This is a genomic window from Burkholderia sp. WP9 (assembly GCF_900104795.1).
GTDB lineage: Bacteria > Pseudomonadota > Gammaproteobacteria > Burkholderiales > Burkholderiaceae > Paraburkholderia.
Genome location: NZ_FNTG01000002.1, coordinates 812,753 through 839,475 on the forward strand (window position 1 = coordinate 812,753; position 26,723 = coordinate 839,475).

Sequence of the window (26,723 nt, forward strand, 5' to 3'; positions counted from 1 at the left end):
ACCGGCGCATATCGAACGCGCCGATCTCCCGCCTTCGCTCTACCACTGATATGCCGCACCGGCCGTGACCGCGGTCGTGGCGGAACTGATGCCCGCGCCGAGCTTCACCTTCAGACTCTGCGTGACGCGCGCCGACAGCCCCACGGCCACCGCCTGATACCCCTTGTAACCGGCCGTGCCGACTCCGATCGCGAGGTTCTTGCTGGAATCGACTTCAGGAATCGAGGTCAACGCCAGCGCCGAGGCTGTGCCCGAGTAGGCACTGCGCGCCATGTCGCTCAAGCCGCCCTGGAACTGCTGCATATTCACCGCATCCGTGGGCGCCTGGCCAGGTGCGACGTTGGTGATGCGCCGCTCACTGCCGGATGAGCCCACGGAAACCGTGTTCGTCACGTCGGCCACCGAACCCTCGCCGATCGCCACCGAGTTCGGCGCCGACGCTTTGGCGCCGCCGCCGATCGCCACGGACCCGTTGCCGATCGCCTGCGCCGCGTTGCCGGCGCTGTTCACGGACACATAGGGAGTGCCGGTAGTCTGATTGTTCCGCACGGACTGGACCAACTGGTTCAGCGTGCTCACATCCTGGTTGGTATTCCAGAGCTGCGCACCGGTCACGGCGTCAGTGCTGGTGGCCGATAGATTGGCGTCCTTCAGATTGGTCAGCTGTACCTTCGGCGCATTGGCCGCCGTGCCGCCGAGCGTGATCCTGTCGTGCGCCGAACCGTCGTACCGCACCGCATTCGCGACCGCCCCGTTGAGGTTGCCGATGGTGGTTTGCAAACCGGCGATATCGCTGCTGTTTTGGGTGACGCGGCCATCCAGGTTGGTAATCGCGCTGCCGACGTTGTTCACTACCTTGCCGCCCACGCTATACGAAGGCGCCGTTACCGAACCGTCCGCGTTGACCGTCGCTCCGCCGCCCAGCGCCACCGCCGTGCTCGCCGCCTGCGCATACAGTTGCGCGCCATTCACCGCGTCGCTGCTCGTCGAACTGACCGATCCTCGCGCCACGCCTGTGACGACCCGATTACCCGCCGTGCCGGCCATGTTGATCAGATTGCCGTTCGTCGTCGCGCCCACCTTGACATCGCGCGACACCGGATCCTGCGTGACCATGCCGATGCCGCCGTTTTCCATGTTCTGCTGCAACGTGCTGAGACCATTGTCTAGCGAGCCGAGCGCGTCGCCGACCGTGGTTTGCGTGCCGCCTTGCATGTGATAGCTGGGGCCGGTCAGCGAACCGTCGGCGTTGATCTGCGCGCCGCCGCCCAATGCGGCCACCATCGGCTTGAACTGGCCGAGATTGACCGCGGATGCGTCCGTGGTGCCCGCCGCGATCCCGGTCAGCTCGCGCGCGCCGCCGGTGCCGGTGAAATCGACGCGCGCGCCGTCCGTATCTTTCGCCACGGTGAGATTGCGCGACGCCTGATCCTGCTGAACGAGCCCGATCTCGCCGTTCGTGATCTGGTTCGTGATGTTGGTCACGTCGCCTTCGATCGTGGTGGTGCGCTGGTCGAGATGGCTGATGTTCGTCGTGTTCGCGGTGACGCGCTGGTCGAGGCTGCTGATGTTCGTCGTGTTATCCGTCACCCGCTGGTCGAGGTTCGTGATGCTGACGCTGTTCTGCGCGACGGCCTGATTGGTGGCGAACAGTTGCGCGCCGTTGACAGCGTCCGAACTACCGGCATCGAGATTAGCGGCGCGCACGTTGGTGAGCCGAACCGGCGCGACGCCCTTGCCCAACGTGATGATGTCGTGTGCCGCCGAATCGTACTGAACGGAATCGGCGCCTGCCTGGACACTGGTCGTGACGGCGGCCGCGAGCGCGGCCCCCACGTCGCTGTAGGTGCTTCCGCCGATGCTGTAAGCCGGCCTCTTGAGCGAGCCATCCGGATTGACGGTCGACCCGCCGCCCAGCGCGGCCGCCGTATTAGCGGTGTTCGCATAAAGTTGCGCGCCATTGACCGTGTCGCTGCTGGCCGCGCCAACCGCACCAGCCGCCACGCCGGTGATCACGCGATTTCCCGCCGAACCCGCCACGCTGACCCGCGTGCCGGTCGTGGACGCGCCGATCAGAATGTCGTGAGATGCGGCATTCTGCGTGACGAGGCCGACCGTGCCGCCGCTGATCTGCGACTGCAGCGACGAAAGCCCGGTGTCGAGCGAACTCAGCGCGCTGCCGACCGTGGTCTGCGTGCCCGCTTGCACGTGATACGTGGGACCGGCCACCGAACCGTTCGCGTTCACCGTTGCGCCGCCGCCAAGCGACGCCACGACCGGACTGAGCTGCGCCAGATTCACCGCTGAGCCCGCGGTCGTACCCGCCGCCACGCCAACCAACTCGCGCGCCCCCGTCAATCCGGTGAAGTCGACGTGCTTGCCGTCCGTGCTCTTCGCCACGGACAGGTCGCGCGAGACAGCGTCTTGCTGGAGCAGCCCCGCCTTGCCGTTACTAATGTTCGTGATGTTGCTGGAGATGTTGGTGATGTCAGTCGTGTTTTGCGCGACCGCCTGATTGGTGCCGTAGAGTTGCGCGCCGGTCACGGCGTCCGAACTGGCTGCGCTCAAGGTGCCGGCCGCGACGTTGGTGAGCTTGACCGGCGTGACTTTGTTGCCGAGCGTCGCAACGTCATGCGCCGGGGTGTCGTAGCGCAGCGCGTCGGCACCGCCGGCGGCGCTATTTGTCACCACCGCCGCGAGGGCCGCGCCCACGTCGTGGTAGGTCGTCCCGCCGACGGTGTACGCAGGCGCGACCACCGCGCCGTTCGGATCGACTTGCGCGCCGCCGCCGAGCGCTTCGGCCACGCCTGAGAGCTGACCGACGTTGGCCGCGTCGGTGGGCCGCGTACCGGCCGCGACATAGGTAATCTGACGGCCTTGCGTAATGCTGCCCACCGAAACGACATTGGCGCGGTCGGCAATCGAATCGGCGCCGAGCGCGACCGAGCCCTTGGCGCTCGCCGACGCGTTCGAGCCGATCACGATCGAACTCGTCGAGGACGGGTTGATGAAGGCGTTGTAGCCAATGGCCACGGACCCGCTCGACACGGCGCTCGCGAAGGAGCCGAGCGCTATCGTATTCATGGCGCCTGCGCGCGAGTTGTAACCCACCGCCACCGAGTTATTGGAAAGCGCGCCCACGATGGCCGAAGCCCCGACGGCGGTCGAATTCACCGAAGCGACGCCCGCCGCCGAGCCGACCGCGGTCGAAGCGTCGGAACCGGCAATCGAGGCCGAGCCGACGGCCAATGCGTTGAAGCCGGTCGCAGCGGCCGTTGGGCCGATTGCCATGGCGTTCAGGTCGGTTGACGCACTGGTGCGCGCGCCCAGAACGACGTTCGGACTCACGGCGATATAGTCGGTCACCGGTGTAGGCACGCTCGCCCCGAGCAAGCCGGTCCGGTTCGAACTGGCAAGGGATGCCGCCGACGATGGCGCCGACGCCGTGTCGAGTGCCGGATTGCCGGTGAACACGCTCGCATTCGTGATTGCGGCCACCATGTCCGCGGGCTTCGCCGCGTCGTCTTTGTCCGGCACGGCGACACCGGCCGCCAACGCCTGCGCGACGCTCAGACAGTTCTGTTCCGATGACTCGCATTCCCCGGCCGCTGCGGGTTGCGAAAACGCCAACGCACTCAGCAGCCCCGCACTCGCGGCCACCAGCGACCCGCATATCGACACCCCTTTTGCACCACGGCTTTTCGTCACCTCCGACGCGGCTGCGTATGTGCGGGTCGTTGCATTCCAGACGGTCTTATAAGATTTGTTCAACTTACCTCCCACTCTTCTTATAGAAGAATCAAACAATAGTTTTTTCTTATGTGATCCTAACTATTTAGCCAGAACCAATAGAAACTTAAGATGGCATCGCGCTTCGCCTCGCCGCAAAGCCACGGGACACAAATATACCTTGCAAAGCTATTTTTTAGCTTATATTAGAAAAACGACATAGCCGATTTAAGACGCAAAATGCCAAATGTCTTAAATAGTGCAGACTGTTTTTAGTCTTTTCTAAGACGCAATTTCAGATTGTCTGAAAACAGCGCTGTGGATAAATGCGAATCGCGGCTAGCCAGCTTTCACGCGGGCGAATATCGACGAAAATCAGTCTACGCTCGGTGACTGAACGAAAGTCATACAAGAGAACCACATTGGAAGATGCAAGAACTGATACAGCGGAGCACGCCGTATCCAGATAGACCTGTCAGCCGCCCGTCGCCTGCAAGCGCATCGGAAAGGTGATGTCGAAGATGGTCCCCTTGCCTTCATGCGAGTCGAAACGAATCTCGCCCTCCAGCACCCGGCACAATTCCTTGACGATCGCGAGACCCAGACCGGCGCCGGGAATGTCGTCGGCGGCGGCGCGCTCGAATTCCTTGAACACGCGTTCCCGGTCCGATGCCTCGATGCCCACGCCCGTGTCCGACACGCGTAGGCGCCAGCGGTCGTCCTGCGCGGCCGTCATGCTGAATTCGATCAGGCCCGCCTTGGTATATTTGGTCGCGTTGGTCAGCAGGTTCAGCGCAACCTGCTTGAGTTTGAGGCGGTTGGACACGACCACCTGCAAGGCGCCGTCGAAGGCCGTCTGAAGCCGCAGCCCTTTCGCTTCGATCGCGGGTTCGCACGAGATCACCAGTTCGTCGAACAACTCGCGCAGCGCAAAGCTCTCCACCACGAGCGGACTGTTATCGCCGAGCACGACTGAATATTCGACCAGTTCGTCTACCAGCGTTTTCATGTCGGCGGCCTGACGGTTCGCGAGCGCGAGCGCGGTGTCGACGCGGGACGGCGCGCGGCTGATCAGTTGCAGCGCCATCGAAAACACGTTGAGGAAGTTGCGCAGATCGTGCACGACGCTGCGCGTGATCTGCATGCGTGACTCGTACAGATCGCCGACCAGCCGCTGCTTGAGCGTCAACTCGTGATTGGCGCGCTCGAGGCGCCCGGTGTAGTCGTCGATTTTCCGGTCACGCTCGCTGACGACCTCGCGAATCGAGGTCAGCGTGACGAAGCTGACGGCTTCGTCGACGAAATACCGCGCCCGCTCCTCGTGACGCCGCGTGAAATACGGCCGGGACTCGCTGAATTCGACGATCGCACCGATCAGCATCTGCCGGAACAGATCGAGTTCGCGCACCAGTTCGTCGATCCGGTAGCCCTGCTTCCAGCGCAATTTGCCGTGCAGGCGCGCGTCGCGCTCGATCGCGCCTTCAGCGTGGTCGAGATCCTGGCGCTCCAGCACGCTGCAGATTTCCTCGAGGATGTTCGGGATGTGATCGGCCAGTTGCTCGTAGGTCAGCCGGTCGGATTCGGTCAATTCGGCGTCGTGAAAGACGGCTTTCATCCAACGTTCGGTCAGATCGACCTGTTGCAGACGCAACTGTGCGGCAAGAGCGGTCAGCGGCAGTACGTGCGAGTCCGTCATGTGGGAGACCTGGCGCCGCGTGGCGGCGAAAATAGGTGTTCCGCGCCACCGCCAGGAGGACTTCCTCGGCATATCCAACGCGACCGCAGGGACTGGGCAACCGCGCTCAGGAGGCACAGGGGGAGCGCTTCGCAAGCCGCCCGGACGCCTCCAGTATGCGCGATTTACGGAACAAAAATTAACCAGGGTTAGGACGCGTCTGCACTAGTGCCCCAACGCAAGTCGCCTTGCGGGACACCGCACCGCCGCGTCAGATCTTTTCGAACAGTACGTCCTGCGCGCCTTCCCACAACACCTTGGTGCCGAGCTCGCGCAGTTTTTCCTTGCCTTCGACAATCGTCAGGAAGTGATTGCCCGCGAGCTGGCCCATCTTGCTCGCGAAGCAGCACGAACCGTACGCGAGAATGATCTCGGTCTCGCTGCAGCCGCCGGGGTAGAACAGAATGTCGCCGACCGACGGATGGCTCGTGTGATTCTCGAAGCCGACCGCCACGCCGTCGTTCTCGAGCTTGAAGTCGCCAAGCGGCACCCAGCAGCCTTCGCCGCTCCAGCGCACGTGGATGATCTTCTGGCGGTAGGGCAGAAGCTTCAGGAAGGCGGCCACGGTATGCGGCGCGTCCGGATGGGTTTCAGCGGTAAAGACATGGCCGCAGGAGGTGATTCGGAGTCGGGTCATCGCCAGTTGTCCAGTGTGACGGGTTGAATGGAATGGTCGGTCAGACGCGAGGCACAGGCCAGGCCGCAGGCGCACCATTCTGTCGTCCGGTGCAAGGCTTCGACAGATACAGTTGACATTTTGCCGGTCAGGCCAGTTGGACCAGTGCGACGAGCTTGTTCAATTCGTGGCCGCCACGCCTTGACGGCATAGCCGTGCCAGGTCGAACCGCAAGTCCGCCACGAAAGTTCGTAGTTTGCAAGCCGCGCAATGCGCAGCACACTGCGCAAGGTGCGTGATTCCCCCAAGGCGGCCCGTCGCATTGTCCCTCGCAGCGATCCAAGTCGGTTCGACTTCGGTGACAGTACGACAGACAGTACGACAGCGCGTCTGGCGGCGAAAGCGGCGAGGCTCAGCGAATCCTCGTCCGGCTAGCTTGAACCCTCTGCCGCCGTCTCGCCACTGCCTGCTGACCAGCCGGCCACTTCCGGTCGCGCAATCCGTTCTTCAGCTACGCAGCCGGTAAACGAGCGGCGTCACGCCGTAGTCACGCTTGAACTGCACGGAGAAATGACTGGCATTCTCGAAACCAACCGCAATTGCAATCTGCAGCACGGTGTGATCGGTCGCACGCAACAGCCGCGCCGCCTCTTCGAGCCGCAGTCGCGATACGAACTGATGCGGCGCCTCGCCGGTCTCGCGGCGAAACACGCGCGCAAAATGAAAGCTGCTTAATCCCGACTGGGCAGCCAGTTCGCTGATCGACAGATCCCCGGCCAGATTGGCGCGGATGTAGTCGGTCACACGGCGAATCCGGCGCGGCACGAGGCGTTCCGGGTGCGCCGGCAATCCGGTCTGCGATCCAGACAACGTTGAGCGGCCGCGTGAATAGTGCTGCAACAGGTGCGCGGCAAGCGCGTGGACCAGCGCATCGACATACAGACGCGAGTCGGCCGGATCCGCCGCGGCGCGATGCAATGCGGCAAGCATCGCGGCAACCAGCGGATCACGAAACTGCATCGCGTCGCCGAGCGACAGCTCGCGGGAGCCGCCAAGCTCCATCTGATCGGCGACGCTGTCGATCAGGCTGCGCTCGATGTGCAAATGGACGGTCGACAGCGGCTCATCGCTGATCGAGCGCCAGCGCCACGAGATCGGCGCGGGCGGCACGAACCAGACGTCGCCCACCCGCAGATCGGCGCTCTCCCAGCGCCCGTTCAGGTTGCGCTCGAGGTGCTCGGCGCCGCTCGCGAGTGTCATCAGCGTGAGGTCTTGCAAGCCGGGCGCTTCCAGCAGTTCCTGCTCGGCCGGTTCGAGATACGAGCGCAGCACGAGGTGGCGCCACGGGCGATTCACGCTCGAGACCAGTTTCTCGCCCGCCATGTAGCGATCGTAGGCAAGCGTCGTAGTCAGCTTTGGAATTCGTGCCATCACGTCCATTCCCAGGGAGGTGCATATGAAGAGTGAACCCTGCCATACCCGTGTTGCCAGTCCGCCATCAGAGCAAGAACTCAAAAATGATAGCAAGGAACCGGCTACCGTAATTTTTGGAAATAGCTAATCATTCAGGTTGTCGTCTTTCACGCGTTTCGAACGCTGGAGCTACCGTTTAATGGAACATGAATGCGATACGCTGCCGCACTGGCTGACCGGCTCGCCGCAAGGTGAAGCCGGGCACGCGTCGGCAGCTTACAACTCGGCGGTTGCCGCACAACCGGCCTACCCGGCCGGCACGCGGCAACCCGAGAAATCAGCCCACGCGGCTGAAGCATCCAGGGCACCTAACCGCACCGCAACAGGCATCGCGCCCACAGGCTTTCTCACGCTCTTCACCGAGGAGGAAATCGGCACGCCCTCACCCGCCGCCCGGCGCGCCGCGCCGGTCATCAGTCCGCTGGTGCGCTTTGGCAGCGCGCAGGACCGCATCGAGTTCGTGCGGCAGCGCATCAGGCAACTCGGATTCGACTCGTTCAGCTATTCGGCCACGCGCACGTCGGCGCATCACAAGACGATGTTCGTGCTGACCAGCTACGAGTCGCAGAGCTGGCTCACGCGCTACTTTCGCGAGCGTTATTTCGAACTCGACCCGCGCGTCGCGCTCGCCTCGCCGACCGGCCTGCCGTTTCTCTGGAATACGGCGGACATGCGCGCCGATCTGCCGCGTGCGCAAATGCGCAGCGAACGGCTCGGCGGCCTGATCGACCTGCTTGAGGCGACCGGGCGCAAAAGCGGGATCCTCACGCAAATGCCGCTGCCCGAGCCGGAGCTGAGCGCTAGCTTGTGCTTCAACTCGGAGATCGGCAATCCGCGCTGGATGACCGAATCGATCGTGGCCGAAACGTTGATGTTCGCGCACACGATCCACGAATTCATCTGGACGCACGCGAAAAGTGTGATCGGCATCGCGCCCGCGCAGCAGCAGCGCGTCACGCTGAGCGAATTGCAGCATGCGGTGCTGCGGGCGGTCGTGCAGGGTCAGCGGGACAAGGAGATCGCCTATTTCCTCGGGTTGTCGCCGCATAACGTCGATTACCACCTGCGCCGTTTGCGGCAGTTGTTCAACGTGCGCAACCGCGTGCAGTTGATCAATGTCGCGCAGGGTTATGTGACGTAGAAGTCAGACAGCAAAGCGCGCCGTGGCCGGCATGCCCGCAGGGGTGCCGGCTCGCGTGCGCCCTGCTAGCTCTTGAGCCGATATCCCGTCTTGAAGATCCACGCAACGATCAGCAGAAACACCGCCAGAAACAACGCGGTCATGGCGAGACTCACTTCGACGTTCACGTCGGCGAGACCATAGAAGCTCCAGCGGAATCCGCTCACCAGATAGACGATCGGATTGAACAGCGTCACGACCTTCCAGAACGGCGGCAGCATATTGACCGCGTAGAAGCTCCCGCCCAGAAAAGTGAGCGGCGTGATGATCAGGAGCGGCACGAGTTGCAGCTTCTCGAAGCTATCCGCCCAGATGCCGATGATAAAACCGAGCAGGCTGAACGTGACCGCCGTAAGCACGAGAAACAGGATCATCCAGAACGGATGCTGCACCTGCAATGGCACGAACAATCCCGCGGTAGCGAGAATGATCAGCCCGAGCAGAATCGATTTGGTGGCCGCGGCACCCACGTAGCTCACCACGATTTCCAGATACGACACCGGCGCCGACAACAATTCGTAGATCGTGCCGGTAAAGCGCGGAAAGTAAATCCCGAACGACGCATTCGAAATGCTTTGCGACAGCAGCGACAGCATGATCAAACCCGGCACGATGAACGCGCCGTAACTGATCCCGTCCACTTCCTTGATGCGCGAGCCGATCGCCGCGCCGAACACGACAAAGTAAAGCGAAGTCGAAATCACCGGCGCGATGATGCTCTGCATCAGCGTGCGCCAGGTGCGCGCCATCTCGAACTTGTAGATCGCGCGAATGGCGTAGAGATTCATTGGTCACCTCGGAGCAGACTGACGAAAATGTCTTCGAGCGAACTTTGCGTGGTGTGCAGGTCCTTGAAGCGAATGCCGGCGTCGTCGAGCGCCTTGAGCAGCGCGATGATGTCGGTGCGCCCGCCCTCCCCCTCATACGTGTAGATCAGCTCGTTGCCGCCCTTCGCGACGTCGAGCCCATAGCCGGCGAGCGAGTCCGGCACTTGCGCGAGCGGGCTCTCCAGTTGCAGCGTCAACTGCTTTTTGCCGAGCTTGCGCATCAACTCCGTTTTCTCTTCGACCAGCATGATTTCGCCGCCGCTGATCACGCCAATGCGGTCGGCCATTTCCTCGGCCTCGTCGATATAGTGGGTGGTCAGAATGATCGTCACGCCGCTCGCCGCGAGCGAGCGCACCAGCTTCCACATGTCGCGGCGCAACTCCACGTCCACGCCGGCAGTCGGTTCGTCGAGGAACAGCACGCGCGGCTCGTGCGAAAGCGCCTTGGCGATCAGCACCCGGCGTTTCATGCCGCCCGAGAGCGTGATGATCTTGCTATCGCGCTTTTCCCACAACGACAGGTCGCGCAACACCTTTTCGATGTACGCCGGGTTTTTCGGCTTGCCGAACAGTCCACGGCTGAACGAGACGGTCGCCCAGACGGTTTCGAAGGAGTCGGTGGTCAGCTCCTGCGGCACGAGGCCGATCAGCGAGCGCGCACCGCGATAGTCGGTCGCGATATCGCGGCCGTCCACCGTCACGCTGCCAACGCTCGCGTTGACGATCCCGCAGATGATGCTGATCAGGGTTGTTTTGCCGGCACCGTTCGGGCCGAGCAAAGCGAAGATTTCCCCACGGTTGATCGCGAGATTGATGTTTTTAAGCGCATGAAAACCGGTCGCATAGGTTTTCGACAGGTTCGTGACCGAGACGATTGGCTGCATGGAATCGACGATGGCAGACACCGTTGTTTAATTAGAGGGAGCGGTGTTAAAGCGCCACCGCACCCGCAATGTAATGGAAAGTGCGAAAGCGTGCAGCGCACTGCAGCGCCGTACCGGAAATACGTAGGGTCGAAAAGGGGAAAGATGCGCGTCTAGCGCTGTCCGCCGGGGAAGCGGCCGGTAATCACATGCTGAATTTCTTCGCACGACACCGGCTTCACCAGATGGTGGTCGAAGCCCGCCTCACGCGAACGTTGGCGGTCGGCCGCCTGCCCATAGCCCGTCACCGCGATCAACAGCGCATTGGCTGTGGACGCGCGCTTGCGCATCTCCTCGGCGAGCTGAAGCCCGTCCATGCCGGGCAGGCCGAGATCGAGCAGCACGATCTCAGGTTCGAACTGCGCCGCAAGCTCGAGCGCGTGATTAGCTTCGTGCGCGACCCGCACGTCGTAGCCGTCCGCCTCGAACAGCATCGACATCGCCGTGGCGGCGTCCACGCTGTCGTCCACCAGCAGCAGACGCAGCGGCGGCCGCTCGCTGGAGACAGGCGAGACGGTAGCCGCGACGATGCCGGCACCGTTGTCGCGCAGCGTGTTCTGCACGTCGTCCTGACCTGGCGGGACGAGAGGCGTTGCGCCTGGCGTTTCCATACGGCGTCCTTAATCGTTTTTGCGCGGACAGCGTGATGTGCCGGCCCGCGTTTTTACTGGTGGTTGTGGTGCTGCCGATCAGGCGCCTCGGACTCTAACACGCGTCATCTGCCTTCACAATCCTGCGATTGCCCTTCGCCGCCAACCTCCGCCGAAGGCGCAAGCATCGGCCGCTTTTACTGGACGCAGCGCCCTCGCCGCGCGATTCAAGGTAACTATTCCCATTGCTTTGGATACCTACCTTTTCATCATTCGCGGCATCGATCCGGGAACGGCCCATGCTCGAATTTCTGCATGCTGCCGTGCCGTTCGCGCTAATGCGAGCCTCCTCAAGCGAGGCACACCGCTTGCGGCAGTCCATGCATGTGAGCGACAAGCGCTTGCGTGACATCAAACTGACTTTATGGAGGTCAACATGAAACACGTTACCAAGACGGTTTTTGCTTCGGCGCTCGTAATGGCATTGTCTGGCGGAGCTTACGCACAGGCGGGCGGAGCTGGCGGTACTGGCGGTGGAGGCACCGGCGTAGGTGCCGGCGGCGGCACTACGGGTGGCGCGGGCGGGACCGCAACGCCCGGTGTCGGCAATGGATCGATGAAGAGCCCGAGCGATTCGGGCTACGGCACGCCTGGCGTGACGGGCACCGGCGGCGGCGTGGGCACGGGTACTGGCGCGTCACCGAATAGCCCGTCGCTGAACCGTTCCAATAGCGGCATGAACAAAGGCGGCGTGAACAAAGGCATGAACAACGGTATGAGCAACGGCACCCGGAGCGGTACCGGCAATGGCATGAACAATGGGGCGGGCGGCACGATGCAAAACGGCCAGTAATGCGATACGGCCCATGTATGCATTGAGTTGCTGAGTTCGATGTGGGGCGGCAGCGCCGATGCGAGGCGCCGCCGCCCTTCTCTTTGCGAAAGCGGAATCACACGCTCATGCAGCGGGCTCGCTGCGCATGCACCCCGGCCTTTCAATTTCCGCAGCGCTTTTTGCAAGACGTCCGCTCACGGCTCGGCACATGCGAAGCTGCTGGCCAGATTCACATTGCCCTTGCCGACATAACGCGGAAACAGCGGATAGCGGCACAGCGGACGCGAGCGTCCATTGGTCGCCGCCGCGATATCGGTTGCCGTCAGCGTTTCAGGTGATGCCCCGCGCGTCACCCAGTTATCGAGCGCGCCCAGCAGATCGACGGATGGAATGAACACGCCGCTGCCGTGCTGGAATCCCGGCACCATGTACAAGCGCATGAAATTGTTGACCTGGTCGATGCCGAAACGATCGACCAGGGTGTCGTAGTAGCGAATGGTCTGATTCGGACTGATGACTTCGTCGGCGAGGCCCTGCAGCGTAATGAGCTTGCCGCCGCGAGCAATATAGCGCGAGAGGTCGGGATTCATCGCGCCGATCGTCTGCGACAACGCGACCAGTTGCGCGCGGTATTTGCCAGGATGTTGCGGGTCGAATCTGAAAGAGTCGAAGCCGGCATCGCGCGCGACGAAATAGCGGATATAGCCGTCGCCCTGCGCGAACAGGTAGCCGTTGGCAAAGAATGTCGGCACCGGCAAGCGCTCCGGCTGATGCGCAAGGCCGAGCAGTCCGCTCAGATGCGTGCCCTGAAAAATGTTGTAGCCGCTATAGCCGTTCACGTCCCAAGCCAGACGGTAGGGCAACGACAGCCCGTCGCGCATGACGAGCAAGGTGGAAAGTTGCGTGTCGGTGAGGCAGTCATCGTGCGACGGCGCACGCCCGGCGCAGCGCAGCGAGTCGATGATTTGCGCTTCGCGCTCCCGGCATGCGGCGACGTCGCTGACAATCCCGTCCGCCGCGCCGTCGAGTGCGTCACACGCGGCGAGCGAGCGTTGATAGACGTGTTCGAGCAGCAACGGCGGAATGAAGCCGCCGGGCGTGCTGTATTCCGCCTGGCCGAGTTTCACGCCGAGCAGACGCACGCCGGAAAAATTGAGCGCGGGCGAATTGGCGATCACGCCGTCGTAATCGTCGGGAAAGCGCTGCATCACGGTGTAGCCTTCGCGGCCGCCGGTCGAGCCGCCGGCGAAATACATCCGTTGCGGCGGCCGGCCATAGGCGCGTGCAATCAGCGCAAGCGCGGCATCGTGCGTCTTCTTCAGATGCGCAAAGCCGAAGTTCGTAACGGCCTCATCGACGAGGCCGAACACCGCAACCGACGAATCGCCCACATGTCCGGAGTCGTCGCCGAAGGTTGCGTAGCCTTGCGCGAGCGGCGCGCGGTTCGGCGAAAACGGCATCACGCCGGTGCCGCTCACCACGACGCCGTTATAACCGCCGCCGCCGATCTGCAGCGCGCGGCCATTCCAGCGGCGCGGAAGATTCAGATCGAAACGGATGTCGGGGGTGGTGGCTTTGACGCCCTTGATACGGCCGGTGATACGACAATACTCGCCGCCCTGCTGATTGCCCGGCGCGGTGGCGCTGACCATCGCCGCGCTTTCGATCTGCACACCGGCGCTCGGCAACGCAATGAGTTCGGGCGGCAGAACCGCGCCCGCGAATTCCGCGCAGCGCATGGCGAGCGGCGCCTCCTTCGGCGCGGCACATGCCTCGTGAGCGGCGAGCCACAGCAGCGCGCCGACAACCTGAATCGCCGCGCGCCAATCGCGCGTGACACGCACAGAGGCCCAGCGCGACCTCATCCGCAACCCGCGCCGTTGGCGGCCGCGCGAGCCTGCTGCCCTTTCCAGCCGTTCCAGCCACGCGCGATCATCAGCACGGCGCCGATGGCGACGAGATCGCCGCCCAATCCGATCAGCACGCCGCGAAAGCCATGAAATGTATGCGGCGTGGCCGTATCGACGATCAGGGACACCAGTGTGCCGGCAACGAAACACACCAGCCCCGTGCGGCCGACCGTGACCACGGCGGGCAGCCGCCGTGCGAGCCACGCGATGCTGCCCATGCGCACGAACTGCGCGGCGAGCCAGGCAATGACGATAAAGTTGATCACGCGATCGGGAGAAAGATTCTGTTTAAACGTGCCGGGCAAAGGTTGCGTCAGCACGAAGAGTTTGACGATAGCGAATGTCAGCGCCGCCACCACCGCGCCCCGCGTGCACCAACGGGCGGTGCGGGTCGCATGAAAGCGCTCGCTGACGGGCTGCACCCGGCAAAGAATCCCGAGCACGAACATCAGTTGCCACGCAAACGGATTAAAAGCCCAGTCGGCCACGTCGTCAATGCTGAATAACGCGGCCAGCGGCCGCGCGAGCGCCCAGATCGCCACGCTCAAGCCCAGCGCCATGAGCGACGAACGGCGGGCCAGCGGCACCGCGAACGGCACACATATCGCAAAGATCACATACATGGGCAGCACGCTCGACAGATAAGGCTGGCGCCGCAGCAGCATGATATCGAGCGCCTCGCGCAGCGGCTGGAGCGCGAAAGGCGCCCAGCCGGTGAGGTCGACCATGGGACGGTTCAGGTTCAGCGTCGCGAGTACGGCACCGGACAGCAGCGTCAGCACAGCCGTCAACAGATAGGCGCGGTAGATTTCCCAGCAGCGCCGCACAAAGCGCATCTTCGCCGCGCTCTCGCCGCGGCCCGCGAGCACGGCCGTATAAGCTGCCGCCGACGCATAGCCGCCGAGAAACACGAACACTTCCGCCGAATCGCACAGCGCATAAGCGTGCAGCATCAGATGAGAGAGTGTGCTGCCGGGAATGTGGTCCAGCACGATGACGATCAGCACGACGCCGCGGAAGAAATCCACTTCGATCGAACGTCCCCCGGGAGGACTTCCTCCGGAGTGGCCGCGACGGGTTTCCATTCAGGTTCTCGCAAGATGGGCGCACGCAGGCGGTACGCCGTTTTTCGTAGGAACACCATGACAATAAAACGTTCCTGCCGGCGCCGCAGAGTAGATCGGCACGCGCTGACAAGACGCCTTTAATTTCGAATCGCATAGCGGCAATCTGAAATTCGGCTGTCGGCATGCGGTAATACTGAGTCGTCAAGTATTCGGTTTGCGGCAAGATTTGCGGTTTTAAATCGCCGGGCGCGAATGCGATCGGTAATGGAAGCAGAAAATAAATCGCTGAATGCGATGCGCGATTTTTTTCGCTTTTTTTCATCGTAGGATGGTTTCATGCACGCCCGTCGGACATCGCGCGCTTTGAGCGATGCCACCATTCGACGGCGGCCACTCATGTGGACCGGACACGCGCTCGGCCGATCCGCGATCGGCAGGCGCGTTGCGCGTCATTGCGACGCCTTCTCTTCGCCACGGCCGACCTTAGCGTCGCCGGAGCGCTCCGGTCCTTCCATTACCGCCCAGAACGGCCGCGCCACGCGCGCCACCTTCGCACTGGAAGACGACCACATGAACACTAGAATTGCCGGCTTCGACGGACTGCGTGCGATCGCGGTCCTGATGGTCTTTTTTCAACACCGACTGTTCGGCGATATCGGCGAAATCGGCCATCTCGGCGTATGGATCTTTTTCGCGCTGAGCGGATTTCTGATCATCGGCATTCTGTCCGCGCAACGCACGCGCATTGAAACCGGCGTTAGTCGATTCGGCGCTGAATTGAAGCGCTTTCTATTTCGCCGGACCCTGCGCATTTTTCCGATTTATTACCTGATGCTGCTGGTAATGTGCGCCCTGATGGCGTTCGGCATGGCGAGTCCCGAACTGGCGAGCGGCATGCCGTTTCATTTCGCTTATCTGTCGAACATCTGGATCGGCTCCGTGCTGCACTATTGGCCGGGACGCTACTCGCATTTGTGGAGCCTCGCGATCGAGGAGCAGTTTTATCTCGTGTTCGCACCGCTATTGCTGCTGCTTGCCGTTAGACGGCATCTCGCGGCGTGCCTCGTGATCGTCGCGACCGGGCTCGTTTCGCTCATGGCGATGCGCGCGGCGCATTGGCAGGACATTACCATCTATACGCACCCACTGACGAACTTCTGGCTGCTGGCCCTGGGTGGAATCGGCGGCCTGATGATCGCGCGAAAGGAGAGCCGGCTGCGGGCATGGCTCGGGCACGGCGCGACGCTCTTCGCATTGAGCTTGGGGCTAGTGGCTTTCTGCGCGACCGAGCCGACGTGGAGCGAGGTGGGCAACCCCGTGCTGTTCACCCTGATCAGCGCCGCGTACGGCCTATGCATCGCGGCGCTGGTGTGTTCGATTGCGTGCTGCCGCAATGCGGTCGTTATCGGCCTGCTCGAAACGAGCTGGCTGGTGAGCTTCGGGAGAATCAGCTACGGCTTCTACCTCTATCACAACCTGATCCCCGACCTGACTCGCAACCATCACGCCGAAGCGCTCTTCGGCGGCACGGTGCCCTTGTGGGCGCATGTCGCAGGCATCGCGGGGTCGTTTGCAATCTCGCTCGCCATGGCCGTTCTGTCCTGGCGGCTGATCGAAGAACCGATCCTGCGTTTGAAGACACCGCGCGCGCCAGCGTCGTCACACGCGCAGCCTGCGCCGCCGTCCCGTCATGAGCGAGTCGAGCGTTCCTTGACGGATGACCGCGCCACGTCGGATGCGGCCTGAGGCCGCCATGCCTTGCGTTTCGCCGGCCGGCCAAAGCTGTAAGGGTGCCGATAGCAAGCGGCTCGCTCCCCTCAAACTGGCCGTGGTACGCGTATTGCTGCACATGGTGGGTACTCACCAACCGGAGAGCCCTTGCGGCAATCATGGCTAATTCCCCGAACGAGCACGAGCCCGAGCGCCACGCCGAAGAAGACCCAGGCGGCCCGCCCACCGAGGTGTCCAAACCGATCGGCGACGCAATTCCCACACCGGTCGAACCGGGTCTCGATCAACCGCTGCCGAAAAAAGGCGAGGTACTTCAGCCTGCCGAGGAAGCCGAGGACGCAGCGTTGGGTGACACTGATACGCCTCCAGGCGTGCCGCCGCCGGGTCCGTCGGATTTTGCGTAGCGCAGGCCGGTAAACGACAACGGGCGGAGCCAATTGATGGCACCGCCCATATGAGTCACGCGCTGCTCAGCGAGTCAACCGTTCACGCAGCCTCCGGTTCGTGAACGATCTTCAGCGTGTTTTTATGTTCCCTGATCAACCGGTACACGGTTTCTCCGGGAACGGTTTCCTGCTCGAGCAGTTCGTCCGCAATGGCGCGCAGCACTGGCTCGTAGGCATGCAACAGCCCGAAGCACAGTTCATTCAACTCCTTGAGCAGCACGTTCGCGTGTTCGATCGCACTCTTCATCTGCAAGCCTGCATATTGTGACGGCAGTGCCGCCAGACTGAACAGATCGCCGTCGCTGTTGAAGCCGAATTTCGACACCATATCCAGGCTGATGCGCGACGCTTCCTGCAGATCCGAGGCGGCACCGCTCGATGCTTCGGAGAACGTGAGAATTTCAGCGTTGCGGCCACCGAGCAAGACCTGGATTTCATTGCGGATCTCGGTCTCGCGATACAGGTGCTTGTCCTGCGCTTTGGTAATGAGCGCGACACCCAACGCGCCGCCGCGCGGCAGAATCGTGACTTCCTCGAGCACGCCCGTACCCAGCAGCGCGGCGACGAGACCGTGCCCCGCTTCGTGCACGGCTATACGCGTGCGCTCGTCTTCGCTCAGCGCGCGCTCGGCGCCGCTCACGTCGCCGATGCGCGCAATCTTGATCGCTTCCATGAAATGCTTCGAGGCAATTTCGGTGTCGCCGCATTTGCGCGCGACGAGCCCCGCCTGATTGACCACCATCGCGACCGTTGCCGGAGACAGGCCGGTAGTCAGGCGCGCCAGCTGGTCATAGTCGATGTCGGCGGATTTCGATTTCAGTTTCTGCGCGTAGAAGCGGAAGATCTTCGCGCGATCTTCGCGGTCGGGCAAACGGACCTGCACGGTGCGATCGAAGCGGCCCGGCCGGCGCAACGCCTCGTCCAGATTGTCGGGGTGATTGGTCGCCGCGACGATGATCACCCCTTCGTTCGAAGCAAAACCGTCCATCTCCGCGAGCAACTGATTGATGATGCGGTTGCTCTCGGCTTCGACAGGACCGCTGCCCGTATCCGTGCGTTTGGCGAGGCCGTCCGCTTCGTCGATGAAGATCACCGTGGGCGCATTCTTGCGCGCCAGTTCGAACAGATGCTTGACCTTCTGGATGCCGACGCCGTAGTACTTCGCACTGAAATAGCTGCCGGTGATCGAGATGAAGTTCGCGCCGCACTCGCCCGCCAGCGCCTGAGCAAGCCGCGTCTTGCCGACGCCCGGTCCGCCCACCATCAGAATGCCGCACGGCGCGCGCACGCCCATCGACGTGAACTGCTTCGGATCGGACAGATAGCTGCGAATGTCCGCGAGTGCCGTCTTCGCTTCGGCCGCGCCGATCACGTCGTCGAAACGCAGCGCCGGCGCCGTGTCGAGCAGCCCCGCGCCACCGCGCATTTCGCGCCGCATGAACCATGCCATACCGCCGATCAACAACAGCGGAAGCAGCAAGCTGATGACGTCGCGAGTCTGATCGAAAAGTTGTGCCCAGCGTGAGCCGGCGGAGAGAATATCCGCGTCGGGAAGCCAGACGAGCTGATAGGTGGCGGCCTCGTCGGACTTGGGTTCGCCGAGCAGAAGCGCGTGTGAGAAGGTCGCGTTGTGGTCGGTGACGAAGTATTTCGTGCCGTCGCGCTTCGAGATCAGAATCGCGTTCGGACTCACGCCGACCGCGGCGACATTGGCGTCGCGAATGTCGCGCAGCATTTGCGAGGCGTCTTTCTCTTCGCGCGTCCATGCCGAAGCATCATGGCGCATCTGGTTTGCGACACCGGTCAGCGCCGGCGCGACTTGCGCCGCGCGCTGCTGGTAACGCCACACGCCGAATGCGAGCAACCCCGCAATGAGTGCCGCGCACACCGAAATGACGATCGTGCGTGTGCGTCTTTTACCAAGCGAGTTCTTTCCCGGCTTCATGAGTCACTTCCAAAAACGGGCCCAGAACGAGCCCCGATACTTGTCAAAGTCAGATGGGCAGAGGTCGGCGGAGGGGAATCGACTAAGGACGACACCGTGCGTGATCAGATGACAGGACACCCAACCATACGTCCCTTTTAACAGCGTGCATACACTCAAGTATGCGGTGCCGCCGTTTCTTCCAAATCGCGGAAAAAGCCTAGTTCTACCGTCTATCCGGCGATTCGAGCCGCCGGATTGTGGGGAACGGGTACTGCGGGCGGTTCTGGCAAATGCTGTTCCGGCGCACAGTTTATCAGCGCTAAATTCGTTGCGTATTCTGCATACCTACAATTAACCGCTCCCTAATTAAAAGCGGTCAGAATTACAGTAGCGCCCTTTTTTCGGGGTATCCGGAGTGAGCGACGATTGCACGCGTTGTCTGACCGCATCATCGCGCTTCACGATTAAGCGCTGGTGTGCAGAATGAACCGCTCTCCGCCGCAACCGAATAGGTTGGGCGAGCAGGTGAGACCAGCGGGGGTGTTGGAAAAAGAGTGTTGTTCGCGAGGGCTTGGTTCAGAACACGTGGAACACTAAGCGCGCATGGCGAAACGCGTTCACCGGCTCACGAGCGATACGGTCGACCTGGCCGCACGGAGCCGCGCCGCAGATGGTCAACCCAGGTAAAGCTCGGCGAGGGTGCGAACGGGCCTTTGCAGGCCCGTTCGCACCCTCGCCGCTTTCTCTCAAGTTCTTCGATTTTTATTGCCGACGCTGGAATGCATCGATCTGGTCCTCCTCTGCGCAACCCCGGTCTGCGTGCTTCTTGTTCTTGGCCTGGGCTCAAGCGGCCGTGCGCGGCTTCAGCGCAATCCGCGCATCACGCGAGAGTCTTTCGAGCAGTTTCGCCACGCGTTGCCGCTGGGCGGCGATCAGCTCGTAAGTGTCTTCCAGCGCGCGGATGCGATTTTCCCAATACTCATGGTCGAGCGAATGCAGCCCGCTGGACGCGTCCCCACGCGTCACATACTGCATCACGTTCTCGAGATGTTGCAGTTGGCTGTCCACCAGACTGGCCGGACGCCGCGCGGTCAGTTGCCTGTTCGTGCCGCTCATCGTCGATATCCCGTGAATTGCCTGCTGGCAAAGCGTGACCTTCGCGCCGCGCGTCGCGGATAGCGGATCGGCGCTCTCTCTTCGTGCGGATGCGATTCCAGCAACGGAGGCGGTGAATCACTGCGTGCCGCGCCGTCTGCGAAAACGTTCCGCATCTAATCACGTAACATTAATGCAGGTTTTTTGTTAGGCTTGACCATCCGTCTCAATTTCGGGCGGCTGCGAACCGTATCTCCATGCATTGCGCCTGCTCGCCGAAACCGCACGCCTCGCTCCCAGCAACCGATTCATGAATCAGCGCTCACTGCCGCAACATCTGGCCGCGGCCGCCGCCGCCCACTCGCGCTCGGTCATTTCGACGAGCCGTTTCAGCACGCGCGGATTGGCGCCCGACGAACAGTTTCTGGCGTGGCGCCAGCGTGTGGGTCATGTGGTCGACGCGCCGCCCTCGAAGGCCCAGGTTGCAGGGGGATTTCGCGGTGAAATCGATTTATACGCAACCGGCGGCATGGTGTTCACGGACTGCAGCACCGATTCGATGCTGCTGGAACGCTCGGTGGCCCGCGTGTCCACCGACTCGCGGCGCGATTACGTGTTTCACCTCTTTCTGGAAGGGGAAGTCGGCCATGTGACCGGCATGCACAAAAAGCGCAGCGCGCCGGGTTCGGTGCGGGGCATCGTCGCGTTCGACCTGAACCAGCCGTTTCGCGTGGAACGCCCGGAATGCCGGGTGCTGAGCGTGTTCGTACCGGCCGCGCTCGTGGATGAGCAATTGCGCGACGGCGCGGCTATCCATGGCCGCATCGTTCAGCAAGGCTCGCCGCTCACCGGTGTCGTGTTCGATCACATGGCGGCGCTCGCCCGCGACATTCCAAGGCTCGATGCGGCCGGCGCCATCAGCGCGCTGCACGCGGGCGCGCAACTACTGGTGGCGGCGTTTCGCAAGGACGCGCACTTGAGCGGCACGGGCCGCGCCGCGCTGCAAGCTGCGGTAATGGGCAGGATACGCCGCTATGTCGAGGCCAATCTGCATCAGGGCGACCTCACACCGACCAGTGTGGTCCAGGCACTGCAATTGAAACGGGCGACGATCTATCGCTGGTTCGAGCACGAGGGCGGCCTTGGCGCGTATATCCGCCATCGCCGTCTGCGGGAGGCGGCAGACGAACTCGTCCGTTATCCGCACCTCCAGGTGGCGGAAATCGCTTTTGGACTCGGTTTTCAGAGCGCCTCCGACTTCACCCGCGCGTTTCGACGCGCCTTCGACATGAGCCCGCAGGACTTGCGCGCCCGCGCGTTCGACCTGCAGCAATTGCGCAACCCGGCCTAGCGCTCAGGCAGGCGGCGGCGAGGCGCAGGCGGCGCAGGCATCCGTCACCGCCTTTTCCGGGAAGGCCTTCAACGCGATGAGCGTGAGCACGGAAGCGCCCATCAGATACCACGCCGGCACCATCGGATCACCGGTCCGTTTGATGAGCCACGTCACCAGGAACGGCGAAAATCCGCCGAACAGGACCACCCCAAAGCTGTAAATCACCGACAGTCCGGCCGCGCGCCGGTGGGCGGGAAACGCCTCCATCATCAGCACCGAAGCGGCGCCGGCATTGTTCACCGCCAGCGCGACGTAAGCCGTGATGATCACGAGCGACGCGAGGTTGCCCGCGCCGTGGGTTAGCGCCCAGAACGCGGGCCAGGCCACTGCCAGCGACGCCGCGAGCGATACGTATTGCAGCGTCTTGCGGCTCGCAAAACGGTCGGCCGCGAGGGCGATCAGCGGCGTCACCACGAGAATCACGACACCGGACAGACAGGCCGTGAGAAGGCTGATGGTCGGCGGCCGATGCAATGTGCGGACCAGATAGGCCGGCATGTAGAACACGGTGACGTAAATGCTCACCGAAGGCGCCGCCATCATCAGCAGGCCGCAGACGAGCGGGCGCGTGTGCTCCGCGAACAGACGCCGCGGGCTGAGCCGCGTGCGCTGCTGCGGCGCGGCCGCCGGCATGCGGCGCCGCAGGTACCAGCCGACCGGGCCGATCAGCCCGCCCAGCACGAACGGAATGCGCCAGCCCCATGCCTGCATGGCGGCGGGCGACAGCAGCGCCGTGGTGCTCGCCCCCACCAGCGCGGCGGCGAAAGCGGCCGCGCCCTGGCTCGCGCCGCGCCAGCTCACCATGAAGCAGCGGTGCCGGTAGCCGGCCGACTCCATTAGCGACGCCGACGCCGGGCCGATCTCGCCGCCTGCCGCAAGCCCTTGCATCAGGCGCGCGAGCACCATCAGCACGGGCGCTGCCGGCCCGATCGACGCGTAACCCGGCAGGCATGCGATCAGCCATGTGCCGAGCGTCATCAAGCTGAGTGATACCGTGAGGCCGGCTTTGCGGCCCCGGCTGTCGGCAATGTGGCCGATCATGATCGCGCCGAGCGGGCGCATGACGAAGCCCGCGCCGAAGGTGGCGAGCGAGAGCAACAGCGACGACGCGGGATCGTGCGACGGGAAGAACAGATTGCCGATCGCAACGGCCGAAAAGCTATAGACGGTGAAGTCGTAAGCAACGAAACCATTGCCGATCACGATGGCGGTGACGATACGTCCGAGTTCGGCGCGCGACAGTGGGGCCACATTGCTGGCAGCGGTGTGCATGAGTTGCAGTTGATAATTCGTCGAGTTATTCGGGAAGCTGGCGAAGAAAATGAAGCGCTTGTTTTATCGGCCCGGCAGGGCGCAACTTTACGGCATGACGCCAGTTCTTCCAGATCTCCGGTCCTCCACGCACTGACGCGCGGCCTCGCGGCGTGGCTCACGACGCGGCAGCGGCCATGTCTCACACTGCTACACTTGCGCAACGCCAAGCTGCAAAAGACACCCTATTACACGCTCCAACCCATGCTTCGATTCGAAAACCTCAGCAAGCGCTACAGCGAGCGCCTCATCTTTCAGGAGCTGCATGACGACATTGCGTCCGGATGCGTAGCGTTAAACGATGAATCCGGCAGCGGCAAGTCGACACTCATAGGCATCCTCGCAGGCATGATCGAGCCCGACGCCGGCGAGGTGTGGCTCGGCGGTCATTCGCTGCGCACCGCACCGCTTGCCGCGAAATCCGTGCTCACCTACGTGCCCGAAGACTGCATGACCTATCAGGATCAAACCGGCCGCGAGTACTTGCGCAACGTGGCAGCGGCGAGAAACACCGCGGTGAGCAACGCGACCCTGGAGCTTGCGGACCGCTTCGGTCTGACGCCGCATCTCGACAAACGGTTCGAACAGATGTCGTTCGGCACGCGCAAGAAGATTTTCCTGACCGCAGCCGTGCTCGGCGAGACCCGGGTCCTGCTTGCGGACGAACCCGTCGGCGGACTCGACGCCGCTGCACGCGCCGTACTGGTCGACCTGTTCAAGACTCTCGCGCAAACGCGCACGGTGTTTTTCTCGAGCTACGACACAGTCTTTACCGACGCGTGCGAAGCGCGCAGCGTGAGTTTCGCCGACCTCGGCGGGCGCGGCTAAGACGCGCCTGCATGCGACCACGCCACCGTGTCGCGCCGCGATCAAAGCGATCGGAGCCGGCAAGCGGGTCTGCATGCGGGTCTGCATGCGCGCTCGCGGATTTCTCTAACGCACGCACAACGCCGCACGCGCAACACTCAAACCGCGACGCAAATCTTCCCGAAGTGCGCCCCGGATGCCTCGTGCGCGAACGCCTCGCCGAGCTTCTCCAGAGCGAACGTACTATCGATCACCGGCTTGATACCGGTCGCTTCGAGCGCCCGGATCATATCGCGCTGATCCTGGCGGCTGCCGACGATCAAGCCTTGCAGGCGCTGCTGCCTCGCCATCAACGCCGCGGTGGGCACCGGCCCCGCCCGTCCGGTCAGCACACCGATCAGCGCAATATGACCGCCGATCCGGCACGCGGTGATCGACTGCGGCAAAGTCCCCGGGCCGCCGACTTCGATCACGTGATCGACACCTCGCCCGCCGGTCAGCGAGCGGACCTGCTTGCCCCATTCCGGATTGTCGCGATAGTTGATCGTATGGTCGGCACCCAGTGCGCGCAGGCGGGCGAGCTTCTCATCCGATGAAGACGTGGCAATCACCGAAGCCCCCATCGCTTTGGCAATCTGCAAGGCGAAAATCGACACGCCGCCAGTGCCGAGCACGAGCACCGTGTCGCCGGCCTTCAACTGACCGTCCACAACGAGCGCGCGCCATGCGGTCAGCCCGGCGGTAGTCAACGTGGCGGACTCCGCATGGCTATAACCGCGTGGCGCATGCGTGAAGTAGTGGCCCGGCAGCACAACGGCTTCGCGCGCATAGCCGTCCACGCCGTCGCCCGGCGTGGTCGTGAAGTCAGCAATGGCGGGCGGCCCGTTTTCCCAGAACGGGAAGAAGCACGACACCACATGATCGCCCGCCTTGAATTCCGAAACGCCCGCGCCGACTGCTTCGACCACACCCGCGCCGTCCGCCATCGGAATCCGCCCTGCTTCAGCCGGCAAATTGCCGCTCACCACGCCGTAATCGTGAAAGTTCAGGGAGTTCGCGTGAATGCGCACGCGAATCTGGCCCGCTCCGGGTTGACCGGGGTCCGCAATATCGACAACCTGAAGATTGGCTACAGTGGCGGGCGACCCGATTTTGACGGCTTTCATGCGTTCGTTCCTCTGTGAGTTGCCCGGCGCGTGACGCACCGGCGCGAGTGACTCGCAAAAGAATACCGCAAGCACGCTGCGCACGTGCTCGCGTGCGCAGGCGCCAGCGCGATAGCCGCGCTCATGCGTTCATTTGACGGTCTGAATGACCTCGAAGCCTTCGAACTCCGGATGCCCGAGATAGAGCACACGATTGTCGCCACCGGCATTGCGATGCGCGGCGCGAAACGCCTCGGATTTCGTCCACGCCTCGAAAGACGCGTAGTCCTTCCAGATGGTATGGCTGGAATACAGAACGTGATCTTCCTTCTGCGGTCCCTTCAGCAGATGAAATTCCACGAAACCCGGCACCTCTTTCAGGTGTGTATCGCGCGTGGTCCAGAGATGCTCGAAAGCGGTTTCGGATCCGGGCGTCACTTTGAAACGGTTCATGGCAATGTACATGCTGAAGCCTCTTTGCAGTCACGATAGGTCTCGCGGGCTTTTGATTATATGCCCGTCATTCTTCCTACTCATGTGACGACTTCGAGACAGCAGAATGCGCCCGCGTTCAGGCCGCTTTGTCCTGCGCGACCTGTTCGAGCCAGAGTCGGCTGTCGGGAAACCAGAATGCATCCGGCCGCGGCGGCGACACGAGTTTCACCGGCAGCGACGGGTTGAATATTCTGGACCACGCCGACAGATACGAAGGTGTCTTCACGAGATACCCGCAACGCGATAGCAGAAGGCTGGAGACCAGCGCTTCGCGGCCGATGTCGAGCCCAGGGTAGCCGCTGAAATGCACCGGCGTATTTCCGCTCGCGAGCAATTTCGCGGGAGCCACCTTGACCGGCTTGCGAAACGGCCAGGCAACGAAGAAGTCGAGAAACGCCTGTTCGTCGCTTGAAACGAAAACGTTGCTCAGGTGCGGGTTTTCCGCGAGCGTCGTTTCTATGTGGCGGCAGAAATCGCCCCACGAAACCGGGATTGCTTCCAGCGTTTTGTCCGTGCCTCTGAAATGCGCACCGAGCGTCGACGTGCCAATTTCGAGTTGCTGGCAGATCGCTTCGACTTCGTCCTGAATGTGGCCGGCGGGCCGGTAATGCGCGAAGAATAGCTCGCTGGCGCTCGTGAGTTGAAGCCGCGCCTCATAGCGTTGACGAAATCCTAGCTGGACCAGGTCACGAACCGTCGATTTTCTCACCCTGTGCGTCAGCAACGCCGTAGCCTCGCCATGCATGGAATCAAAGAAGGCCGAGAACCAGTCGATCTTTCCTTCAGGGTCGCCGTAGAGCCCACCGCGAGCACTGATGGACGGCGTCAGACATTTTTCGTCGCAGTACATCAGGATAAACAGGACCATCTGCATCACGGAGAAGAAACCGGAGTTCTCCTGAATTTCGATGGCAAAAATGCCCCTGTTCAAACGCTGTGTAGCATGAAGTGAAATGCGACGCGGTGTGGCCACGGAATGCTTGAACCCCTCGCTGCGCCGGATCTTTTTCGCCCGATCGACCACTTTTCTCAGCATGCCCGGCTCCTAATGGAATCTAGGTATTCTTTGAAATCGTCCGCGTCTGTGCACGATGAAAGTCACGACGCCCGAGCATAACATCTCGAAACTTCGGGTCGAGTAAGTTCGGCTCGACTTGGTGAGCTACCGCACAAAGGCTCGGTAAGACTTCCCGCGAGATGAGGCGCTCGCCTGACGCAACGCTTCGGCAACGCGCTCCAGCACGCCGCTCCAGTCACCTCGTCACGTCTGCGTGAAAAGCCGCACGCTCGCATACCAGGGGCTGTCGTCACGATCGCGCAACCAGCGCCAGCAGCCGGCAAAGCGGTTGAGCAGCCACACCGGCTTGCCCATTGCCGCCGCCAGATGCGCGAGCCGCAATGAGGGCGGGCAAATGTAGCCGACACGCGCGAACCGTTCGAGCGCCAACGGCAGGTAGCGCACGAACTGTAGGACCGTTCCGAAACGGC

The 26,723-nt window shown here is 62.6% G+C and carries 22 protein-coding genes and 1 pseudogene; 6 read left to right on the plus strand and 17 right to left on the minus strand.

Going from position 1 to position 26,723, the window contains the following annotated elements; translation table 11 throughout:
- Positions 1-39: 39 nt before the first annotated feature.
- From BLW71_RS24950 to BLW71_RS24965, 4 genes are all read right to left on the minus strand, one after another.
- Positions 40-3,771: a YadA-like family protein gene (locus tag BLW71_RS24950; RefSeq protein ID WP_091802984.1), complete on the minus strand. Its 3,732-nt coding sequence runs from the start codon at positions 3,769-3,771 to the stop codon at positions 40-42.
- Positions 3,772-4,204: 433 nt separating this feature from the next.
- Positions 4,205-5,425, minus strand: coding sequence for a sensor histidine kinase (locus BLW71_RS24955; RefSeq protein ID WP_091802987.1), 1,221 nt, complete (start codon positions 5,423-5,425; stop codon positions 4,205-4,207).
- 250 nt (positions 5,426-5,675) lie between these two features.
- Positions 5,676-6,101 (minus strand): DUF3830 family protein, encoded by a 426-nt coding sequence (locus BLW71_RS24960; protein ID WP_091802990.1) that lies wholly within the window; start codon positions 6,099-6,101, stop codon positions 5,676-5,678.
- A gap of 486 nt (positions 6,102-6,587) precedes the next feature.
- Complete coding sequence (locus tag BLW71_RS24965; protein ID WP_091808827.1) at positions 6,588-7,511, minus strand: helix-turn-helix domain-containing protein; 924 nt, start codon at positions 7,509-7,511, stop codon at positions 6,588-6,590.
- A 181-nt stretch (positions 7,512-7,692) separates the two neighbouring features.
- On the opposite strand from BLW71_RS24965, the gene BLW71_RS24970 reads away from it, so the two are divergent.
- A complete protein-coding gene (locus BLW71_RS24970; RefSeq protein ID WP_091802993.1) occupies positions 7,693-8,694 on the plus strand; it encodes a helix-turn-helix transcriptional regulator in 1,002 nt (333 codons plus the stop codon).
- 65 nt (positions 8,695-8,759) lie between these two features.
- On the opposite strand, the gene BLW71_RS24975 is transcribed toward BLW71_RS24970, so the two are convergent.
- The 3 genes from BLW71_RS24975 to BLW71_RS24985 form a co-directional block, all read right to left on the minus strand.
- Positions 8,760-9,521: an ABC transporter permease gene (locus tag BLW71_RS24975; protein ID WP_091802995.1), complete on the minus strand. Its 762-nt coding sequence runs from the start codon at positions 9,519-9,521 to the stop codon at positions 8,760-8,762.
- Positions 9,518-10,444, minus strand: coding sequence for an ABC transporter ATP-binding protein (locus BLW71_RS24980; protein ID WP_091802997.1), 927 nt, complete (start codon positions 10,442-10,444; stop codon positions 9,518-9,520). The genes BLW71_RS24975 and BLW71_RS24980 overlap by 4 nt, the downstream gene beginning before the upstream one ends.
- Before the next feature lie 152 nt (positions 10,445-10,596).
- On the minus strand, positions 10,597-11,094 hold the full coding sequence (locus tag BLW71_RS24985) for a response regulator (RefSeq protein WP_091802999.1): 498 nt from the start codon (positions 11,092-11,094) through the stop codon (positions 10,597-10,599).
- 415 nt (positions 11,095-11,509) lie between these two features.
- On the opposite strand from BLW71_RS24985, the gene BLW71_RS41755 reads away from it, so the two are divergent.
- Complete coding sequence (locus tag BLW71_RS41755) at positions 11,510-11,926, plus strand: hypothetical protein (RefSeq protein ID WP_091803001.1); 417 nt, start codon at positions 11,510-11,512, stop codon at positions 11,924-11,926.
- Between the two features lie 176 nt (positions 11,927-12,102).
- Here the strand turns inward: BLW71_RS41755 and BLW71_RS24995 are convergent, their stop codons facing one another.
- The 3 genes from BLW71_RS24995 to BLW71_RS41125 form a co-directional block, all read right to left on the minus strand.
- Entirely contained in the window at positions 12,103-13,773 is a 1,671-nt protein-coding gene (locus tag BLW71_RS24995; RefSeq protein ID WP_091803004.1) for a tannase/feruloyl esterase family alpha/beta hydrolase, read from the minus strand.
- Complete coding sequence (locus tag BLW71_RS25000) at positions 13,770-14,903, minus strand: OpgC domain-containing protein (protein WP_091803006.1); 1,134 nt, start codon at positions 14,901-14,903, stop codon at positions 13,770-13,772. Before BLW71_RS25000 ends, BLW71_RS24995 begins: the two co-directional genes overlap by 4 nt.
- Positions 14,904-15,022: 119 nt before the next feature.
- Positions 15,023-15,223, minus strand: coding sequence for a hypothetical protein (locus BLW71_RS41125; protein WP_143048394.1), 201 nt, complete (start codon positions 15,221-15,223; stop codon positions 15,023-15,025).
- A gap of 232 nt (positions 15,224-15,455) precedes the next feature.
- Here BLW71_RS41125 and BLW71_RS25005 point away from each other — a divergent pair, with 232 nt between their 5' ends.
- On the plus strand, positions 15,456-16,631 hold the full coding sequence (locus tag BLW71_RS25005) for an acyltransferase family protein (RefSeq protein WP_091808829.1): 1,176 nt from the start codon (positions 15,456-15,458) through the stop codon (positions 16,629-16,631).
- 143 nt (positions 16,632-16,774) lie between these two features.
- Entirely contained in the window at positions 16,775-17,020 is a 246-nt protein-coding gene (locus BLW71_RS25010) for a hypothetical protein (RefSeq protein WP_091803008.1), read from the plus strand.
- 82 nt (positions 17,021-17,102) lie between these two features.
- On the opposite strand, the gene BLW71_RS25015 is transcribed toward BLW71_RS25010, so the two are convergent.
- The gene (locus BLW71_RS25015) at positions 17,103-19,007 is read right to left on the minus strand and encodes an AAA family ATPase (protein ID WP_091803011.1); all 1,905 of its coding nucleotides are present in this window, start codon (positions 19,005-19,007) and stop codon (positions 17,103-17,105) included.
- A gap of 825 nt (positions 19,008-19,832) precedes the next feature.
- Positions 19,833-20,105 carry a hypothetical protein gene (locus BLW71_RS25020; RefSeq protein ID WP_091803014.1) on the minus strand — a complete coding sequence of 91 codons (273 nt, stop codon included), beginning with the start codon at positions 20,103-20,105 and terminating at the stop codon, positions 19,833-19,835.
- A gap of 289 nt (positions 20,106-20,394) precedes the next feature.
- Here BLW71_RS25020 and BLW71_RS25025 point away from each other — a divergent pair, with 289 nt between their 5' ends.
- The gene (locus BLW71_RS25025) at positions 20,395-21,435 is read left to right on the plus strand and encodes a helix-turn-helix transcriptional regulator (RefSeq protein ID WP_091808832.1); all 1,041 of its coding nucleotides are present in this window, start codon (positions 20,395-20,397) and stop codon (positions 21,433-21,435) included.
- 3 nt (positions 21,436-21,438) lie between these two features.
- On the opposite strand, the gene BLW71_RS25030 is transcribed toward BLW71_RS25025, so the two are convergent.
- Positions 21,439-22,749: an MFS transporter gene (locus tag BLW71_RS25030; RefSeq protein ID WP_091803017.1), complete on the minus strand. Its 1,311-nt coding sequence runs from the start codon at positions 22,747-22,749 to the stop codon at positions 21,439-21,441.
- A 243-nt stretch (positions 22,750-22,992) separates the two neighbouring features.
- On the opposite strand from BLW71_RS25030, the gene BLW71_RS25035 reads away from it, so the two are divergent.
- Positions 22,993-23,616, plus strand: coding sequence for an ABC transporter ATP-binding protein (locus tag BLW71_RS25035; RefSeq protein ID WP_091808835.1), 624 nt, complete (start codon positions 22,993-22,995; stop codon positions 23,614-23,616).
- Between the two features lie 137 nt (positions 23,617-23,753).
- Here the strand turns inward: BLW71_RS25035 and BLW71_RS25040 are convergent, their stop codons facing one another.
- From BLW71_RS25040 to BLW71_RS25055, 4 genes and pseudogenes are all read right to left on the minus strand, one after another.
- The gene (locus tag BLW71_RS25040; protein WP_091808837.1) at positions 23,754-24,761 is read right to left on the minus strand and encodes a zinc-dependent alcohol dehydrogenase family protein; all 1,008 of its coding nucleotides are present in this window, start codon (positions 24,759-24,761) and stop codon (positions 23,754-23,756) included.
- Positions 24,762-24,890: 129 nt separating this feature from the next.
- Positions 24,891-25,205 (minus strand): heme-degrading protein HmuQ, encoded by a 315-nt coding sequence (gene hmuQ / locus BLW71_RS25045; protein ID WP_091803019.1) that lies wholly within the window; start codon positions 25,203-25,205, stop codon positions 24,891-24,893.
- 106 nt (positions 25,206-25,311) lie between these two features.
- Complete coding sequence (locus BLW71_RS25050; RefSeq protein WP_091803021.1) at positions 25,312-26,271, minus strand: O-fucosyltransferase family protein; 960 nt, start codon at positions 26,269-26,271, stop codon at positions 25,312-25,314.
- Positions 26,272-26,397: 126 nt separating this feature from the next.
- Positions 26,398-26,628 (minus strand): annotated as a pseudogene (locus BLW71_RS25055) (tetratricopeptide repeat protein); the annotation flags it as partial.
- Positions 26,629-26,723 lie beyond the last annotated feature (95 nt).

What these genes read in the sequence shown, in the direction of transcription:
- BLW71_RS24955 (WP_091802987.1), bottom strand. Translation starts at nt 5,425, where the DNA reads ATGACGGACTCGCACGTACTGCCGCTGACCGCTCTTGCCGCACAGTTG.
- BLW71_RS24960 (WP_091802990.1), bottom strand. Translation starts at nt 6,101, where the DNA reads ATGACCCGACTCCGAATCACCTCCTGCGGCCATGTCTTTACCGCTGAA.
- BLW71_RS24965 (WP_091808827.1), bottom strand. Translation starts at nt 7,511, where the DNA reads ATGGCACGAATTCCAAAGCTGACTACGACGCTTGCCTACGATCGCTAC.
- BLW71_RS24970 (WP_091802993.1), top strand. Translation starts at nt 7,693, where the DNA reads ATGGAACATGAATGCGATACGCTGCCGCACTGGCTGACCGGCTCGCCG.
- BLW71_RS24975 (WP_091802995.1), bottom strand. Translation starts at nt 9,521, where the DNA reads ATGAATCTCTACGCCATTCGCGCGATCTACAAGTTCGAGATGGCGCGC.
- BLW71_RS24980 (WP_091802997.1), bottom strand. Translation starts at nt 10,444, where the DNA reads ATGCAGCCAATCGTCTCGGTCACGAACCTGTCGAAAACCTATGCGACC.
- BLW71_RS24985 (WP_091802999.1), bottom strand. Translation starts at nt 11,094, where the DNA reads ATGGAAACGCCAGGCGCAACGCCTCTCGTCCCGCCAGGTCAGGACGAC.
- BLW71_RS41755 (WP_091803001.1), top strand. Translation starts at nt 11,510, where the DNA reads ATGAAACACGTTACCAAGACGGTTTTTGCTTCGGCGCTCGTAATGGCA.
- BLW71_RS24995 (WP_091803004.1), bottom strand. Translation starts at nt 13,773, where the DNA reads ATGAGGTCGCGCTGGGCCTCTGTGCGTGTCACGCGCGATTGGCGCGCG.
- BLW71_RS25000 (WP_091803006.1), bottom strand. Translation starts at nt 14,903, where the DNA reads ATGGAAACCCGTCGCGGCCACTCCGGAGGAAGTCCTCCCGGGGGACGT.
- BLW71_RS41125 (WP_143048394.1), bottom strand. Translation starts at nt 15,223, where the DNA reads ATGAAACCATCCTACGATGAAAAAAAGCGAAAAAAATCGCGCATCGCA.
- BLW71_RS25005 (WP_091808829.1), top strand. Translation starts at nt 15,456, where the DNA reads ATGAACACTAGAATTGCCGGCTTCGACGGACTGCGTGCGATCGCGGTC.
- BLW71_RS25010 (WP_091803008.1), top strand. Translation starts at nt 16,775, where the DNA reads ATGGCTAATTCCCCGAACGAGCACGAGCCCGAGCGCCACGCCGAAGAA.
- BLW71_RS25015 (WP_091803011.1), bottom strand. Translation starts at nt 19,007, where the DNA reads ATGAAGCCGGGAAAGAACTCGCTTGGTAAAAGACGCACACGCACGATC.
- BLW71_RS25020 (WP_091803014.1), bottom strand. Translation starts at nt 20,105, where the DNA reads ATGAGCGGCACGAACAGGCAACTGACCGCGCGGCGTCCGGCCAGTCTG.
- BLW71_RS25025 (WP_091808832.1), top strand. Translation starts at nt 20,395, where the DNA reads ATGAATCAGCGCTCACTGCCGCAACATCTGGCCGCGGCCGCCGCCGCC.
- BLW71_RS25030 (WP_091803017.1), bottom strand. Translation starts at nt 22,749, where the DNA reads ATGCACACCGCTGCCAGCAATGTGGCCCCACTGTCGCGCGCCGAACTC.
- BLW71_RS25035 (WP_091808835.1), top strand. Translation starts at nt 22,993, where the DNA reads ATGCTTCGATTCGAAAACCTCAGCAAGCGCTACAGCGAGCGCCTCATC.
- BLW71_RS25040 (WP_091808837.1), bottom strand. Translation starts at nt 24,761, where the DNA reads ATGAAAGCCGTCAAAATCGGGTCGCCCGCCACTGTAGCCAATCTTCAG.
- hmuQ (WP_091803019.1), bottom strand. Translation starts at nt 25,205, where the DNA reads ATGTACATTGCCATGAACCGTTTCAAAGTGACGCCCGGATCCGAAACC.
- BLW71_RS25050 (WP_091803021.1), bottom strand. Translation starts at nt 26,271, where the DNA reads ATGCTGAGAAAAGTGGTCGATCGGGCGAAAAAGATCCGGCGCAGCGAG.